The organism is Agathobaculum sp. Marseille-P7918, assembly GCF_964248325.1.
GTDB lineage: Bacteria > Bacillota > Clostridia > Oscillospirales > Butyricicoccaceae > Agathobaculum.
The window spans coordinates 24,667-41,583 of the sequence record NZ_CAXTXI010000018.1; the positions used below are offsets into that span (position 1 = coordinate 24,667).

A 16,917-nucleotide genomic window follows, 5' to 3' on the forward strand; every position below is an offset into this window, starting at 1 on the left:
CTTTCAGAATTGCTTTACAAACCCATTTTAAAATAGCGATGAAAAATGAACAACAACAATTCCATCAACTACCTGCACCGACCCATCTGCCGGATAATCTGGCATTTGGCTGACCCTAGGATCTTTCAGTAATTCCATGCTTTGTTCCTTAGATAAAAACGTCCCTGAGAATCCTAACCAATAATTAAATAAGCCTGGTCTAAGCCAATCTTGATATATTGCACTATTAATAAAGTTATCTGCAGTTGTGATTCCACCTAGATTTGTTCGTTTTAAAGCCGCATCCATTCCCTTGATACTAGCATCTTGACAATATCCGATCAAAGAAACGGGCATCTCCGGCGAATACCCATCTGTCGAGCGAATTCTTGTCACAACATCACCTAAATATTCAAAAGAAAATATTTGTGTGCGATACTGAGCATAATACTCATGGTTTGCAAGCATAACATTCTGAACAATACCTAAGCTAATCACTACACCAATTAATGAAACAGTGACTCTAAGGTATTTAGTGCTATCGGTAATCAACGGCAGAAATTCATCTAAGAATACTAATACTGCAATATGGAGAAATGCATTAGAATATTGCATAAGTGAATATACAAAATCAGAACCATATAAATAAGTCAAATTGCAGACAGCCGGGTATAATGCAATAATGATCACACCTATAATGACTGCTAATATGTTTCTTGCTCTAACTTGTTTCCATAAGAGTACTATTCCACCTGCAAAAAACACTAGTGGTAATATAATATCTTGGATCTTCGCCAAGAACACATTTTGTAATCCAGAATGGAATCCAAAGAATGCCTCATATGCATTTGAAAGCATTTGCGGGAGTTTATCCATGTAACCCACGCCAATACTATCCATTCCTTGATAAGAAACCAGCGGTATATTATAGTAGTTGCAAATTATTTTAGTTGCTGCAAAATATCCCAAAATACCGATTAGCAGTACGCCTCCCGTATACAGCACTTGAAATATAATATCTTTTTGTGATAAATTGCCTCGACAAATTCTAAAGAACAGCAGAAGTGTTAACCCTGCAACCGTAATAGCAAAATATGCTTGATAGCATGCGGTTCCAAGTATGATACATATAACGCTGAGCAAATATTTTTTCCAGCCAGATTGAAATGCAAAAATATATATGGCGAGTACTGACAAGAATATACCTATGGTATATATTGGGATCAATTGTGTGTAAAAAAACATTGATTTGTTCGCTGGAAACGAAATCCATACGCCACCTATTAAAACTGCTATCCATCTCTTCTTAACATCAAATATTCTTATGAGTAATACTGCACAAATGGACATGAGCAGCAGATTAATCAGTCCATATACAAACGGATTGATTATAGTATTTAAACTAGCCCAAAGATTCCACATCCATCTCCCTAATGCAATTCCATTGCCACATCCAATCAGAGTGGCCATATCATCATGATTAGTAATCTTATTTACGATGGCAAATCCATGCGTTAAAAAGCCAATTATAAAAGTTGTAATAAATACAAGCTTATCTTGATATGATATTTTTTTCATTACTTTCACCTAGTTGTTTTCAGGATTACACTATCTAAACTTCCAATCTATTCCAGCGTTGCATTATAAGTTCAACAAATTTCTGTGATACACATGAAAATAGAATCACAATGCAGAGATAAATAATAAACGAATCATTCCAATCTATTCCAAGCAAGCCATACCAATCAATATTAGCCAGAATAATATGGTTCAGATATATGGACACACTAATTCTTCCCAAATATGCTGAAAGCGAGTTATTAAGCACGGTGGATAAATAACTATTTGCAATAAAAAACGAAGTAATCAATGCTGCCATTACAAGTACACAAATGAAATCATATCCCTGCACATTCTTTCCATACATAACATATAAAATGAAAATAATGCATAGCAATTCCACAATTGAACTCAGAATTTTCATTCGATTTTGCATTTTATCCTTTGCATGTTGGAAAATTTCATAACATATGCAACCAAGGCCCATCTCTGCAAAGCCTCTCAGTGTTCCTGTACTGATCCATGTATCTACCTGAAGCCATCGATTCAAATTCGAAAAATGAACTGCCATGTATACGAAAATAGTCATCAAACTAATCGGGGCAATCAAATACAGATAGTTTTTGCGACTCTTTCCCAATAAAAAATAAATGACAAATCCTGCAATCAATAATGAACTGCAATACCAGCCTGGACCCACAATTAAATCTTGTGTTATTCCAAATCCTTCTAGCATCAAAAGTTCCCATCCTGCGTTTTTTACAAATGAACCAATTGTCAAGCCCTTATTCATCGATATAGATAAAAGTATTGACAACGCAAATGCGACAAGATAGAAAGGTATAATCTTTAAATATCTATTTTTTGTGTATACTGCTGCTTGCTTCACTGCGTCATGCTCTGGTCTATAGTGCGCTGTAAAATGAGACATCAGCAAAAATCCACTGAGTACAAAAAAGAAATCAACGCCTAAATAACCATTGGGGCTAAGGGCACAATAGTGGTGTACTGTAACGCTCATAATAACCACAAATCGCAGAAATTCAATCGAAGAATTTCTTTTTGTTTTCACCCTTGTCCTTGACTGACCATCCCATAACAAACCAATTATACTAATCAGTAGCACAACAAACGCACAAAGCAGAATAGCTCCACTGTAATTGCATATTTTTTCATTTTTTGCGCTATCTATTTGAGGATTTATGATAGATATTGGCATACCTGCATCACTATATGTATAATCTGATAGTGAATACTCGGTTGTTTGCCCTGAGATTTCAAGCAAAATATTGCCTTGCCCTTCCCCAGTATTAAACACTACTGCACGTTCTGATCCTTTGGGGATATCTAACGTCATTTTTGATGAAGTTTCAGCTCGATATGTAAATGTTGCTTCGTCAAAATTCCATCCATCTGCTGATTGAACCAAAGTTTGCGGGTTATACCATACGCCATCTATCGAAGCTCCACGAAATACCACTTCCTTCTCTGGCAAAAGCGAAGTAACCTTTACTTCTAATGCTGATTTTGCTTCTATATCTCGAATTATACCCAATCCGGTTAAAACCAAGATCATCGAAAAAGACAGAAAAGCAACTGCTATAAAAAATATTTTTCGTTTGCTATGTTTTTTTTCATTTTTATTTCCGCTGTTTTTACCAACCCTCTTTTTGCTTACCACTAAGAACATAAACAAAAAGACACATATAAATGTCAATATTGCTCCAATATACATGTAATTGGTGTAGTCCACACCAACATTTTCTGGAATTTCAAATGCTACACCATTTTTTACCTCTGCTTCTTGGTTAAGATCAAAAACAAGTGTTTCGTTTCCAATCTCTACCTTTACGCTCCCTTCATTAGGACCTACATTGAATGTAAGCGTGCGTTGTTCTGCCTGAGGAATGGTAAATTTGAATCCTGTTTCGTCCGTTGCAGTATATGTTGATAAATCCCCTGTAACTGCAACCCAATTTCCACAGTCTGTTACCGTATCACTTGGATTATACCATTGCCCATCTACAGATGCGCCACGATACACCACGCTTTTGCTCAAATCCTGACTATATAGCGTTATTATCTCCTCTCCAGAATTCTGAGGAGAAAATATGTTAAGGCCAGCTAAGAATACAAGCAACGCAAAAAAAACCGCCACCGCTATCGAAATCAGCGCCGAGAGTATTTTTCTACTCTTTTCACTTTTGACCTGTCCTTCTTTCGATTGCAGGCGAGACTGCTCCTCTGTATTATTTTGTTCAGGTGCGTTTTCGTTTACTGGTAATGAACATTCGCCATTTAAAAATCGTGCATATTGGTCGCACACCTCTGTTACATCACCAAATGCAATTTGTTTTCCGTGATCCAACCATAATACTTTATTGCACAGCTCACGAATTTGTTCCAGCGAATGCGATACCAAGATAGTTGTTGCACCTTGAGAAATGATTTCTCTCATTTTTTTCGCACTTTTCTCCTGAAATGCACCGTCGCCCACCGACAACACTTCGTCGAGAATCAGAATATCTGGTTTTACAAGAGATGCAATCGAAAATGCAAGTCTCGACTTCATTCCTGATGACAACTGTTTAAACGGTCTATCCTCAAACTCGCACAGCTCTGCAAAGTCAATAATATGGTCATAAGTTTGATCCATAAATTCTTTGGTATAACCCAGCATTGCGCCACGCAGGTATGCATTCTCTTTTACTGTCAAATCTCCATCAAAGCCGCTGCCCAATTCAAGCAGAGCAGCGACTTCTCCATTTGCGGTGATTTTTCCTCTGGTAGGCTCCATAATTCCAGCTACTGCTTTGAGCAGCGTGGATTTGCCCGCACCGTTCGTTCCAATTATGCCCAGCATGTCGCCATGCTCAAGTGTAAAAGATACACCATCAACTGCCATGAACTCATTTACATGATAGTTATGAGTAGCCTTACGTGTCAAATATTCCTTGATACCAATATCCTTAAAATCGCCTGTAATATAACGAATTGACACATTTTCTGCTTTTAATGCAAATTCCATTGTAAACCTCACACGTAGTAAAGAAAACTATGATTCTTCTTTTTATAAATCCAGCTTCCAATTGCAAAAACAATCACTGCATATGCTACAGCAAGCAAATGAAACTGCAGCGTTGGAATTGTATTTTCGATTACTATTTTACGGAAATACCGAATATACAGATAAATCGGATTGAGTAAAAACAGATTTTGTCCTAACTGTGGGAATGAACCAATATCGTAGAATATCGCAGACATATACATCAACAGCATAGTAAAAATACTATACAAATACTGTATATCTCGGAAAAACAAATATAGGGCCGAAAGTATAAGCCCCATTCCCAAATTAAATATCACCAAGCACGCAATTGGATAAATGAGAAAAATAAACTTCCAAGTGATTGGAATCCCATTGGCGATAACAAAAATAAAATAAATAATAAGTGTTAATCCAAAGTTAATCAGTGCAGATACATTCTTTGAAAACAAGAACATATATTTGGGTACATTGACTTTAGTAAAAATATCTGCATTATCCAGAAGTGAGGTCATGCCTTGATTTGTAGATTCACTGAAAAAAGAATATACCAGCTGTCCTGAAAATAAATAAATCGTATAGTGTGGAATATCTGAACCCAATAAGGAAGAAAAAATGATATTCATAACAAGCAAGGTAAGAAGCGGAGACAGCATACTCCAGCCAATTCCTAAAACCGTTCGCTTATATTTTTTTGTAAAATCACGATGCACAAGCTGCTGGAAGAGAAATTGATTTTTTTTGAGTTTATTTATGATATTCAAAGCAAAACCTCACTCCCATAATTTCTGTTATTTTATAACAGATACCACAATATAAAAATTTTTTTCGCTATCATATTCCGGATACAATGCCTCATAGCAATGCGGTGGATTATATGTACCTCTTGCCATATCAATTGGTTCAAACAAATCCGAATGTATTTTAAACCCAGCATCTTCAAATAGCTTAACCCACCATTCATACTCATGAAGGGTGACATGCCAGTTTACACCACTTTCGGAATCGATATCTTCCCAATTTGCAATAGACGCAACAAAATATCCAGTATCACTTAGATGATTTTTGATATTATGCAACATTTGCGGTAAGCCTGACTCCTGAATATGCTCCATTACTTCCCACGCAGTGATAATATCAAATTTTTTCTTGGAACCATCTATACATTCTATCTGGAACGGCTTTGTAATATCGCATGTTTGTAAGCGTTCACCAAGCAATCTCCATTCTGCGCGTTGTTCTTTTTTAGAACTATCGCTTCCTTCAAGTCCCATAGCGGTATGTCCTCGCAGCGCAGCTTCTAACACCATGCCACCACCAGAGCAACCAAGATCCAAAAAGCTAAGTCCAGTTTTCTTATCAAGGATCTCCTCACATTTTTCTACAAATCTTGGATACCTTGTGTTATCTCTTATTGTTCCATGCGGATGTAAATGATCTAAACTTTTATATGCAACAGGATAATCTGTGATTAGCTTTACACTATTTTCTGGCAAAAAAGGCTTTTGGCGTTCCATTGCTACCATAATATCTCGATAGGTAAAATCAATATGTCGATTGACTTGATCGAGAATTTCATGACGAATATGCTCACTCTCCTCAAACACTTTAGCGCTAAGCATCTGTCTTGTATTTTCGCTTTCCTGATACATATTCGCACTCAACATCTGTCTTGTGTTTTCACTTTCCTGATACATATTCGCACTCAACATCTGTCTTGTGTTTTCACTTTCCTGATACATGTTTGCGCTTAGCACCTGCCTAGTGTGCTCAGATTCATCACAAATTCTTGAATTCAGCAGAGTGGAGTTTAACTGAATTTGCTCCTTTAGCTGCTGAGTTAGTGCTGAGATTTTATTATCCTGTGTCTCAACATATGCCTGCAAACGATTTAACTGATCGCTGATTGTATATGTTGTGTGCATAATTTCAATCAATCGATCTTCGTATCTATTTCTAAACGGGCGATAAAGCGGTTTTATGATCTTCTTTGCAATTCTTCTAAACAAAGATGGCTGATGTGGAGTCTCATAGTTCAAAGAAATTTGCTGCGTACCCTCATTTCGCTTTTTGCCGCTGTTTCTCTGGATCTTTCTGCTTAAGTCCGGCAAATTTCCTGTGCGAGCTTCAACAAGACGTAAGCGGAACGCTTCAGCCAGAGCATCTTGATCATAAAGTTTTAATACTTCATTTTGCTTCAATGCTTGCTCGAAATAACTTTCTACCTTTTGAATTTGTTCTTCGTTATCTAAACGTCCATTCCACGGTCCAATTAGTGACAAATCCTCTCTAGGTATTTCAACTCCAAGCTGTGCAAAGTTATTTTGAATCATTTCACGCATCATATCGATGGTCTTATTAGTCTGACCTGCACTGCCTGTATTCATCCATCTATGAAAAAAGAGCACTTGATGAATGCATCCAACCTTCAATCCCTTATCGAAAGCACGTCTCCAAAGCTCCCAGTCTTCTACAAATCCTCTTTTTTCATCATAAAATAAATCGTTTTCTTCAAAAAAGTCCTTACGGAACATAATTGTCGGATGGTCAAATGGACAAGTAAAAATAGACCATGCCCGGCTCATTTCCCCTTCAAAAGACAAGCGCCACTCATTCATATCGCCAAAATATTCAAAATCACTTGTGCATAGGTGAATATCCAGATGCTCATCTAAATATTTGGCCTGTAAATACATTCGAGATGCTTCGCAAATATCATCGTCATCCACACGAGCAATATATTTTCCCTTTGCGAGACGCAACCCAACATTCAAACTTGCAGCAATTCCCATTCGCTCTTCATTAAAATGCAAACAGATTCTGGGATCATGATACGAATCAATTAGTTGTTTTAAAGCATCTATTTCAAACGGCTCAGCAACAATAATAATTTCGAAATCCGAATATCGCTCCCAATCTGCACGATTCTGGTTTATCAGACTGTCTAGAGCCTGTTTCATCAGTTCCAAATTAGGCTTATATGATGGAATAACTATTGATATTTTAGGAAGAATGTCAAAGCCAAGCGAAATACCGCCCATTTCTATCCAATTTTGATAGTATTCTTTCCACTTAGGAAAAGATAAATAATTATACCAATCATTCCAAAACTTATTACTGCCCCAGGTATGTATGATTTTCGCACTGGAACAATCGCGTCCCATATATGGATAACAGCAATAGTCTTTTCCAGCAACTGGGCTTACCTTAATTTTAAACTGCTGTATCGCCGCGTTAATCACACCTTGATCCGGCAAACTAAGAATATCTGCCCATTCGATCGTCTTTTGATAACACCATTTTGTATAATTCTTGTAGCCTTCAATTTTTTTAGAAAATACAATTGTACCAGAGGGATAAAGATATTCGTCCATTTTGTATCCTGGCACATCGGTGGTAAAACAGGTTCGCATTCGATCTGTATTTTCAGCAGTCTTATGAATCGGATCTTCATGAACCATTGCTGCTCCCGTTTTTTGCGCTGCAGAAATCAGATCTTCCAAACTATCCTGAATCAGAATATCAGTATCAATCCATGTAATCGTATCAAATTCATCCAAATATGAAAACATTTCATATCTGCAAAACATCAGCACCGAAAAACGCTGAAATCTCGGCTTTTCAAACAAATAATCAGGAAGCGGCGGCTGGTATTCAATAAACCGACATGGCATAATTGAGCACATGAGTTCCCGGTCTTTTGCTGAGATCGGTGTTTTATAATATATAATCGCCTCATCAAACAATCCCTTATTTGTATTTTGCAGCTGTAACAGTACTGTACCAACGAGCGCCGGTCTTGTATCTGCCAGCATAATTGCATTTTTCCCCATTTCTTCCTCCATCACTATTAGCCTTTTAAGTGATCTTGTCCGCAAAGATGCTTATAAAAAATGCTCATCATCAAATGGTCAAAAGTCATATGGATATCCTCTGTGACCTGCATGCTATTTACTGGCGCATGCAGAGAAATATCTGCCATCTCTTTAAGCTTGCCGCCCGAAAAACCGGTCAGACCGATAATTTTGCAGCCATGTTCCTTTGCATACTCTACTGCGTGAATGATATTCGGAGAGTTGCCACTGCCCGAAATTGCAATCAGCACATCATTTTCCTCTAAATTGTTCCGCAGCTGAAAACGGAACACTTCCTCGTATCCAATATCATTCGCAATCGCCATAATCGTAGCCATATTATCATTTAAGCAATGAAAGCGAAACGGTACATCAATATACTCAGAAACGCCTTTATTGAAATCGTTTTGAAAATGTGATGCAGTCGCTGCACTGCCACCGTTTCCACAAATATAAATTCGCCCCTTGTGCTGACGGGTTTCGTCCAAAAGGTTCAGCGCAGCATTGATCTGTTCCGCATCCAGCTGCTTCAATATCTCTATTTCAAGTGCAATATATTGTTCAATATCCTTAATATAGTTCATATCTTCACTCCCGTTATTCTATGATTTTTTGAACCGCTGTTAAGATATCCTGTGCAGTGATGTCCGCTGCAACATCATATTTTTTATCCTTACCAGCGTCACCAGTAAGCACCAGCGCAGTCTTTGTGCCGGCGTTTTTTCCGGTCTGAATATCGACCGTTGTGTCGCCAACCATCCAAGACTGCGATAAATCAATATTATAAAGTTCCGCACAACGCTCAATCATGCCAATATCCGGTTTTCTGCAATGACACGGAATTTTATATGCTGGATTTTCTTCTGGATAACCCTTATCCGGATGATGTGGACAGTAGCAAATATCATCCAAATACACACCCTCTCGCCCAAAAAGGGTTTCCATCTTATTATGAATTCGGATCACATCATCTTCTTCGCACAAGCCCCTCGCAACAACGGGCTGATTGGTAATGACAATTGCAAGGTAGCCTGATGCATTGATTGTCCTGATTGCCTCAACTGCACAATCTTCCAGTGCAAACTGCTCTTCCTGATAAACCAAACCATTTTTCTGGTTAATTGTTCCGTCACGGTCAAGGAAAATCGCCTTTTGCTTATTTTGCAGGCATCGTCCCGCAATAAAGCCACTTTTCAGCTCTTTTTCTGCATGACGAATGCGCTCCACCGTGCCCACATCCTTGATATATTCCGGCGAGCGGTAACCATAAACTGCCCGACCTTGTTCTATCATGCCTGTAAGCAGTTCTTTCTCGAGATCCAACTTTTGTCCCTTTGGGACACAATCGCAAACGCTGCGATTCATCAGATAAAAACCAGCATTTACACAATTCTGATACCAATAATCGCGCACATTGTGTTTGGAATCAAACCGCTTTACCAGTCCATCTTTATCACAAATCACCAAATCCGAGTCAAACGGATGCGTATTCGGGTGTACAAACAGGGTTGCCTCCGCCTTTTTTTCCGAATGATACTGTGCCATACGGTTCAAGTCAATATCAAACAACACATCGCCAAAGATCAAAAAGAAAGTATCCTCTTTCAGGAATGGAGGCAGCATCGAAAGTGCACCTGCTGTTCCGAGCGGTGCAGTTTCCTCGATATAATCAATATTCATACCAAACTTGCTGCCATCACCGAAATATTCTCTGATCTTTTGTCCCAAATGACCAATAATCAGAACAACATCCAAAACACCTTGACGCTTCAAGCATTCCATCTGCCACTCTAAAATCGGCTTACCTGCCACAGGCGCCATTGGCTTTGGGATTTCATCATTTGTAATCGAACGCAGACGGGTTCCCTTGCCGCCTGCCATAATCACTGCCTGCATATCAAAGCACCTTTTCCACTGTTTTGGCAACTGCCTCATCGCTTGTCATGCTTGCTTTCCACCCAGCAGCATGAATTTTATCCAAATTATAGGCAAACACCGGCACATCGCCCTTCCAACCGCCTCTGCCGCCTGTATATTCAAACGGAATACCCGTAAGCCCCATTTTTTCACATACAATTTCCGCGATTCGTGTTACTGAAGTCTGCGTCTGAACACCAACATTGTAAAGGGCAATTCCCTTGTCCACATCCTTAAACTGCATAATCGCATCCACCAAATCAAGCACATAGAGATAAGGTTTGCTCTGTGTGCCATCGCCCAAAATACGAAGATGAGAGGGGTCAGCCTTCAGACGCTTTACAAAATCAAAGATTACACCATGAGTCAGCCTTGGACCGATCACATTCGGGAAGCGGAATATCAGCACACTCATATCGTTCATATAAGCAAAGGATGAAATAATACCCTCTGAGCCTAATTTGGCACCGCCATAGTAAGAAATAGGCTGGAGTGCAACTGCATTTTCACTCACCTCCGCACCCATCTGCTCTCCATATACCGCAGAAGTAGATGCGAAGAACAGCTTTTTCACACCGCAAAGCCGCATGCATTCGAGCAGAATAAAAGTGGTAGAATAAGTATTTTTATACTCAATCATCGGATTTTGTGCACTTGCTTGTATATCCGAATTTGCAGCCATATGGAATACATACTCCACCTGCTCTGCCTTAAAAATCTCAAGCATTTTATCAAACTCGGTTAGGTCCTGCTCATAAAAAGTAAAATGCGAATTTTCATGCAAATGTGCAATATTTTCCTTTGTGCCGATAAAAAAATTATCTACACATACTACATCATGCCCCTCTGCCAAAAGGGCGTCAATCAGATGACTGCCAATAAATCCAGCACCGCCCGCTACCAAAACCTTCATAACATTCAATCTCCTTTATTTCAGATCAGTCCCAGTATTTATCACCGATATAAGCAACCGATGCTCCATCTTTTTCAAATGAGAACGGAAAACTACGCAATTTCAACGCAACTCTTAGCTTTTCCTGCTCTTGGGGCGGACAGTAGAACAGCAGGAAGCCACCGCCACCTGCTCCCAGCAATTTGCCGCCCAGTGCACCATTTTTCATTGCAATTTCATAGGCCTCATCAATATGCGGATTTGAAATTCCGCTTGCAAGGGTGCGCTTGAGTTTCCAGCCTTCGTTGAGCAAATCTCCAAAGCTGTCAATTTGATTTTTCTCCAACGCTACCAGCATATCCTCTGCAAGCGCGCACATTTGGCGAAGATTTGCAGTTTTCTCTTCCGCCCCCATGTTATTTTTCTGCTCTTTCAGGATGGAATTTGCAGAGCGCGTATCACCTGTGTAAAACATCACAAGATTTTTTTGCAGCTCATGGTATGTTTCCGGCTTCATGACAACCGGCGCAACGGAAACTTCTCCGTCTTGATGAAATCGAATGAAATTCAACCCGCCAAACGCCGCCGCGTATTGATCTTGCTTGCCAATCGGGCTGCCAAGTTTCTGAATTTCAATCTCACAAGCCTTTTCCGCGAGTTTTCCTTTGGACATATATTTGCCCTGATAGCAGTTCAGCGCATTCAGCAGACCTACTGTAAAGGTGCTGGAAGAGCCAAGTCCTGTTCCGCCAGGCACATCTGCCGTTGAAGTGATTTCCACACCGCTGATTTTACGCTCATTTAGCACACAATTCAGAATACTGTGCTTAATTTCGGACAAATCGCTCACCAGCTCATTTTGCGAATATTTCAGCAGTGTATGTGTTTCATCAAAATAAGGATGAATTGAAATGTAGCAATAGCGGTTAATGCTTGTGCTTAGCACACATCCGCCATACTTCTCGTAAAAATCCGGCAGATCACTGCCACCGCCTGCAAAGCTGATGCGAAATGGTGTTCTTGTGATAATCATTTTTTCACTCTTTTCTTTCAACTTTATTCTTTACAATGCAATAAACTTTTATAATTTTCCGTTTCAACCCCGGATAATTGGCGCAAATCCCCTGTATTTTAAGAAAAAAACATCTTGGCGCAGAAATTTCCTGAAAAAGCTTGGTTTTATCTATTTTCCCTTTGGCAATATGAAAACCTATACGATACCTTAATCGCAGCCACTCCGCTTGTAACGCTTTGCAAAGCGACTCACTCTCATATGCTCCTACTTTCTCGTTGGTCTCTATGATTTGCAATAGTATTTTTTTTAGGTCATCAAATCCGCAGCGTCTTATGCCGCGATCTACAAAACGCTTGTCCTCATAAAATGGATTGCTCCATCCTGTAAAATAAGCCGTTTGCTCCTCGCTTAGCTCAATATTTAATGTGCGCTTCAGTGTTTTTGCTGCAATTTGACCATTTTGTTCTATCAGCTGTTTCATTTTCGCAACGGTTATATTTTGTCCTTCAAATCGGTAATAGCACAAAATTTCAGGAAGATTGGCAATTTCCCCGTAATGCAACGCACGAGTCCACAGTTCAAAGTCCTCTGCTGCATATCGTGCATCATAAAACAACTCATGCTCAACAAATACCTTTCTTCGCAACATAACCGTCGCATGACATAAATCACAGCGAAAAATCAGATTCGCACGGCACTGATTGGAATCAGCAGGAGGCGCATGCAAATATGAGCTTTTTCCAAAATACTGCTGCCAGCCGCCACATACAATCACATCTTGATGAGCATCAAGGTAATTTGCCTGTTTTTCAAGGCGATCAGGCGTCATAAGATCATCTGCATCAATGCGTGCGATATACTGTCCCTTTGCTTGCATTATACCAAGATTCAGGGCATCTGCAAGCCCCTTTTTTCGCCCATTTAGCACACGAATTGGCAAATCTGTTGCCTGTGATAAAATAGTGCGGGTTTTGTCTGTTTTGCTATCGTCCACCACAAGGATCTCAAAATCCTTCATCGTTTGCCGCCGTATGCTGTCTAATGTCTCATTTATATATAACTCAGACTGATAAGTAGGCAATAAAATCGTGATTTTTGGCATTATACTCCCCCGATTACAGGGTGCGTCCCTCTTTTCTTCGTTTCAATCGTTTTATCTGCGATAAAACTGCCGCCGTTATCCGAACACCAAAGAGCCGTAACATAATGCTCATCGCACGCACAAGTCCATCGCAAGTAGGGCTTAGCACTTCCAGCTTTATGATTTCAAGTGCCTTTTTTTGCTGTCCGTGTGGTAGCTCATGAATCAGGGCGAGATTTAAAATGTATTCATATTGTAATGCATCAATGAGCTTTTGTTTCCAAATTTCATCAGATGCTTTCAGTAGATTGATATCATACGCAATGACGGTTAAGGTGCTCAGTACGCGCTTGCTGGGAGTGCAATTCATCAGAGAACCTATTCTTCCAAGTCTATAATGATAATAGGCGGTCGGCACAAAACAAGCGAATGGTTTTTTCAAAAAAGCCCTAATCGTAAAATCGAGATCCTCAGCATAGGCATTTTCCCAAAATTCAATTTTGTTTTGAACCAAAAATTCCCTCCGATAAATGCACCGCCAGATATTCCAAAAGCATTCTCTCCCAGTCAGTTTTCCAATAATCTTTTCTGTACCACTGATATAATCTTCTCCGAATTGCCGAATGCTCACCGTTTGTTCTATCATTCGTTTATAGCGATAAAAATCTGTGAAAAGCATATCAAATTTATGCTGGCCACTTCGAATTTGATCTAGTAACCGGCTCAGCACATTTGCATCCACAAAATCATCACCATCAACAAACAGGATATATTCACCATTGGCATGGCGCAAGCCACAGTTTCTTGCATTAGATGCACCCGTTCCAGTTTGCCTAATTATTTTTACATTGGAATATTTTTCTTGCAATCTGGCTGCACATTCATCGCTGCCATCGCCGGAATCTCCGCATACAAGAATGATCTCATCCTTTTGAACCACTGCGTCTTGAATACTTTGCACGCATTGCTCTAAATAATCTGCGACATTATACACAGGCACAATGACCGTAAAATCTGACTGCACCAAATATTCCTCCTATTGGATTTGGATTTTGTAGACTGCCGGAACTCACCTATCACCCAAAAGCAAAGCATACCTAAGTTCAAAACAAAAAAACCATTGACAAAGACCACAAGCTCTTCACATATCCAAAGCAAGCAATCATTTCGGCAATAAAGGTTACTATTGAAGAAAATGCAACGCAAAGGCTTTTATTTATTATATCACAGTCCATAGCAGAAACGGAAGAACTCCAAGGTGAATTTTCAAACAAAAAAAAGCATATTCTATCAGAGTTTAGCCCACAAGCCAGCCTTTTTCGAGACAATCTGCACTTCTACCCCTTCTCGAGCAACATTTTCATTTCAATCATTATCATCCGTCATTCGTCTTTCTTTATAAACTTACAGTCTATTCCTTTTTGGGGCCAAACATAAAGAAAGTGCGTTTCTGGGCACGGAAACGCACTTTCCCATTCTACTCATAAAAAGAAAACCGCAAATCGCATCAAAGCGCCAAAAGAGGAAGGAAAGATATCAAAAATACTCAACTTTTTAAAGCAAGTAGTTATTGAAATGAACTCAAAGCGGCTTCTTTACCTCAATGCTTCTTCCCCTTCGCTTTCCAGCCGTACACTGGCATTGCCGTAATACCCTGCCATTCCTGTGTTTTTCCAATCTGCTGGGTCGGTTGTAATATCCTCGTATGCGAGCACCCAAGGTTCGACTGCCCGCGCGGGCAGCACCACATCCTCACCCGGCGCATTGCGACAGATCTCCGCACGTTCGAGCATCTGCGCATGGAACTCCTGCGCCTCCCCAGCCACCAGAGAATACACCGCGCTCAGGCCGGCTGGCATGCGTTCAAACGCCAGTCCGCCGCCTGCACTTTTGCTAACTACGATCTGTCCGCCACAGGCCAGTGCAAACAGCAGGCAGAACACTGTAAAGACCGTACCAAACCGCTTTTCATACAGTGCACCAATCTTCCAATTAGGCAACTTGTCCGAAACGCGATGTGAGAACCAGCCAAACAAATAGAACATCGCGCACAGCACAACCGGATAATAGCTAAAATAGATCAAATTAATATTGCGCTCAGGAATCGCAAAGCCCAGTGCATAGAAGCAAGGCATGCCGAGCGCCGCATACAGACCAAACAGCAGCACCAGCACCCAAACCGGGTGCGAAAAGTCCGACTCACTCTGCTTTGCCAGCCGGTACATCAGCGGTGCGATAAACAGCCATGCCAACAACACCGGTACAGTTGTGGCATTCGCCATGCTGTACACCGCATAAACAACCGACACGATGCCACCCTTGATTATACTCGCCTCACCTACGGTCTGCTGCCGCAGGCCGTTGCCCGGCGCAAAAACACTGACCAGCAGCGCCGCTAACAACAGCATAAACACCAGCAGGCAGAACACAGCGCTTTGCCGCCGCTTTTTCTCAAATAGGTAAACGATCAGGAGAAATACCAGCATGGACGAAACCAGCGCGGTCGAGTAATTGCTGCCACCCACGATCGGCGCGAGGAGCAGCGCAGGCACAAAACACAGCAACCGTCTGCGCAGCGTGGTGTGCCGCGCCATTTGCAGCAACAGGCCGTTCATCCACAGGCCAAGAGCATAGAAAAACGTGTAGGAAATCGCACCAGGATGCCAATAAAGCCCCTCAACCGGCTCATACATATACTGCACCAGCAAAAACACCAGTAGCAACGAAATGATCCAGCTGACGCTGCGCGATGCCTGCATATAGCTGCGCAGTAACACTCGGAAGAAGTATAGACCACACAGAACCAGTGCAGTCAGCGTCAGCACTGCTGTCAAGCCGTAATACTGCTCACCAAAACTGGCAGGCTGCAAAAAAGTCAGGAAAATAAAAGAAAAGTTGCCCTGCCACTCAAAATAGCGCTGCACTGTCTGCTGCAAAGCCGCTTTGACTACCGCTACTACCGAACCGGTCTGTTGCCAGACCTGCTGCGTCTGAGCAAGGTACCAAAAGTCGTCACCCGATAAATAGTCATAGCGCGCAATCCAATACAGCGGTATCAAAGATATCAAAAAGATAACGCCCAGCACTTTTGCACAGCGCGATTGCATCAAACACATTTTCTTCCCCTCATTCTATCTTCATCTTTCTTGATCTTTCTTCTATTCTACCGACAGCCCGCAACCCTGTCAATCCATACGCCCGCCGTTTCGTGAGGCATCCCTTATTCATATCTCAGATCCGCATGCGGTAAAAAGCCCCGTATCCTTGCGAATACGGGGCTTTTTGGTGCCGCCAGCCGGAATCGAACCGGCACAGTATCGCTACCGGGGGATTTTAAGTCCCCTGCGTCTACCAGTTCCGCCATGGCGGCATGATATGATTATAACAGAAGGGACACCGCGTGTCAAACGTGGCATCCCATTCTCCCTTTATTTTTTTGTAGGAGTACAATACATCTTGGACAGTTGAATAAAAAAAGGATGAAGGATAGGGCCTTATCGGTTAAAGTTGAGTTGCGACACTTAACTTGACGAGAGGGGGCCATATCCTTCATGAGCAAGAGTATAACACAGG

At 40.8% G+C, this 16,917-nt stretch carries 11 protein-coding genes, 1 tRNA gene and 1 pseudogene; all 13 read right to left on the reverse strand.

Going from position 1 to position 16,917, the window contains the following annotated elements:
• Positions 1-27: 27 nt before the first annotated feature.
• The gene (locus ACESSO_RS16525) at positions 28-1,557 is read right to left on the reverse strand and encodes a glucosyltransferase domain-containing protein (protein ID WP_373166665.1); all 1,530 of its coding nucleotides are present in this window, start codon (positions 1,555-1,557) and stop codon (positions 28-30) included.
• A gap of 34 nt (positions 1,558-1,591) precedes the next feature.
• A complete protein-coding gene (locus tag ACESSO_RS16530; protein WP_373166666.1) occupies positions 1,592-3,274 on the reverse strand; it encodes an acyltransferase family protein in 1,683 nt (560 codons plus the stop codon).
• A 564-nt stretch (positions 3,275-3,838) separates the two neighbouring features.
• A pseudogene (locus ACESSO_RS16535) lies at positions 3,839-4,567 on the reverse strand (ABC transporter ATP-binding protein); the annotation flags it as partial.
• 8 nt (positions 4,568-4,575) lie between these two features.
• A complete protein-coding gene (locus ACESSO_RS16540; RefSeq protein ID WP_373166656.1) occupies positions 4,576-5,349 on the reverse strand; it encodes an ABC transporter permease in 774 nt (257 codons plus the stop codon).
• Positions 5,350-5,376: 27 nt separating this feature from the next.
• Complete coding sequence (locus tag ACESSO_RS16545) at positions 5,377-8,430, reverse strand: glycosyltransferase (protein ID WP_373166657.1); 3,054 nt, start codon at positions 8,428-8,430, stop codon at positions 5,377-5,379.
• Between the two features lie 5 nt (positions 8,431-8,435).
• Positions 8,436-9,023 carry an SIS domain-containing protein gene (locus ACESSO_RS16550; RefSeq protein ID WP_373166658.1) on the reverse strand — a complete coding sequence of 196 codons (588 nt, stop codon included), beginning with the start codon at positions 9,021-9,023 and terminating at the stop codon, positions 8,436-8,438.
• Positions 9,024-9,036: 13 nt separating this feature from the next.
• Positions 9,037-10,320, reverse strand: coding sequence for an HAD-IIIA family hydrolase (locus tag ACESSO_RS16555; RefSeq protein WP_373166659.1), 1,284 nt, complete (start codon positions 10,318-10,320; stop codon positions 9,037-9,039).
• Between the two features lie 16 nt (positions 10,321-10,336).
• Positions 10,337-11,269: an NAD-dependent epimerase/dehydratase family protein gene (locus ACESSO_RS16560; RefSeq protein WP_373166667.1), complete on the reverse strand. Its 933-nt coding sequence runs from the start codon at positions 11,267-11,269 to the stop codon at positions 10,337-10,339.
• 25 nt (positions 11,270-11,294) lie between these two features.
• The gene (locus ACESSO_RS16565) at positions 11,295-12,302 is read right to left on the reverse strand and encodes a GHMP kinase (protein WP_373166660.1); all 1,008 of its coding nucleotides are present in this window, start codon (positions 12,300-12,302) and stop codon (positions 11,295-11,297) included.
• A complete protein-coding gene (locus tag ACESSO_RS16570; RefSeq protein WP_373166661.1) occupies positions 12,286-13,365 on the reverse strand; it encodes a glycosyltransferase family 2 protein in 1,080 nt (359 codons plus the stop codon). Before ACESSO_RS16570 ends, ACESSO_RS16565 begins: the two co-directional genes overlap by 17 nt.
• A 13-nt stretch (positions 13,366-13,378) precedes the next feature.
• The gene (locus ACESSO_RS16575) at positions 13,379-14,368 is read right to left on the reverse strand and encodes a glycosyltransferase family 2 protein (RefSeq protein WP_373166662.1); all 990 of its coding nucleotides are present in this window, start codon (positions 14,366-14,368) and stop codon (positions 13,379-13,381) included.
• Positions 14,369-14,939: 571 nt separating this feature from the next.
• Positions 14,940-16,460 (reverse strand): DUF6056 family protein, encoded by a 1,521-nt coding sequence (locus ACESSO_RS16580; RefSeq protein ID WP_373166663.1) that lies wholly within the window; start codon positions 16,458-16,460, stop codon positions 14,940-14,942.
• A gap of 167 nt (positions 16,461-16,627) precedes the next feature.
• Positions 16,628-16,714 (reverse strand) — tRNA-Leu (locus ACESSO_RS16585).
• Positions 16,715-16,917: the final 203 nt, after the last annotated feature.

What these genes read in the sequence shown, in the direction of transcription:
- ACESSO_RS16525 (WP_373166665.1), bottom strand. Translation starts at nt 1,557, where the DNA reads ATGAAAAAAATATCATATCAAGATAAGCTTGTATTTATTACAACTTTT.
- ACESSO_RS16530 (WP_373166666.1), bottom strand. Translation starts at nt 3,274, where the DNA reads ATGTATATTGGAGCAATATTGACATTTATATGTGTCTTTTTGTTTATG.
- ACESSO_RS16545 (WP_373166657.1), bottom strand. Translation starts at nt 8,430, where the DNA reads ATGGAGGAAGAAATGGGGAAAAATGCAATTATGCTGGCAGATACAAGA.
- ACESSO_RS16550 (WP_373166658.1), bottom strand. Translation starts at nt 9,023, where the DNA reads ATGAACTATATTAAGGATATTGAACAATATATTGCACTTGAAATAGAG.
- ACESSO_RS16555 (WP_373166659.1), bottom strand. Translation starts at nt 10,320, where the DNA reads ATGGCAGGCGGCAAGGGAACCCGTCTGCGTTCGATTACAAATGATGAA.
- ACESSO_RS16560 (WP_373166667.1), bottom strand. Translation starts at nt 11,269, where the DNA reads ATGAAGGTTTTGGTAGCGGGCGGTGCTGGATTTATTGGCAGTCATCTG.
- ACESSO_RS16570 (WP_373166661.1), bottom strand. Translation starts at nt 13,365, where the DNA reads ATGCCAAAAATCACGATTTTATTGCCTACTTATCAGTCTGAGTTATAT.
- ACESSO_RS16580 (WP_373166663.1), bottom strand. Translation starts at nt 16,460, where the DNA reads ATGTGTTTGATGCAATCGCGCTGTGCAAAAGTGCTGGGCGTTATCTTT.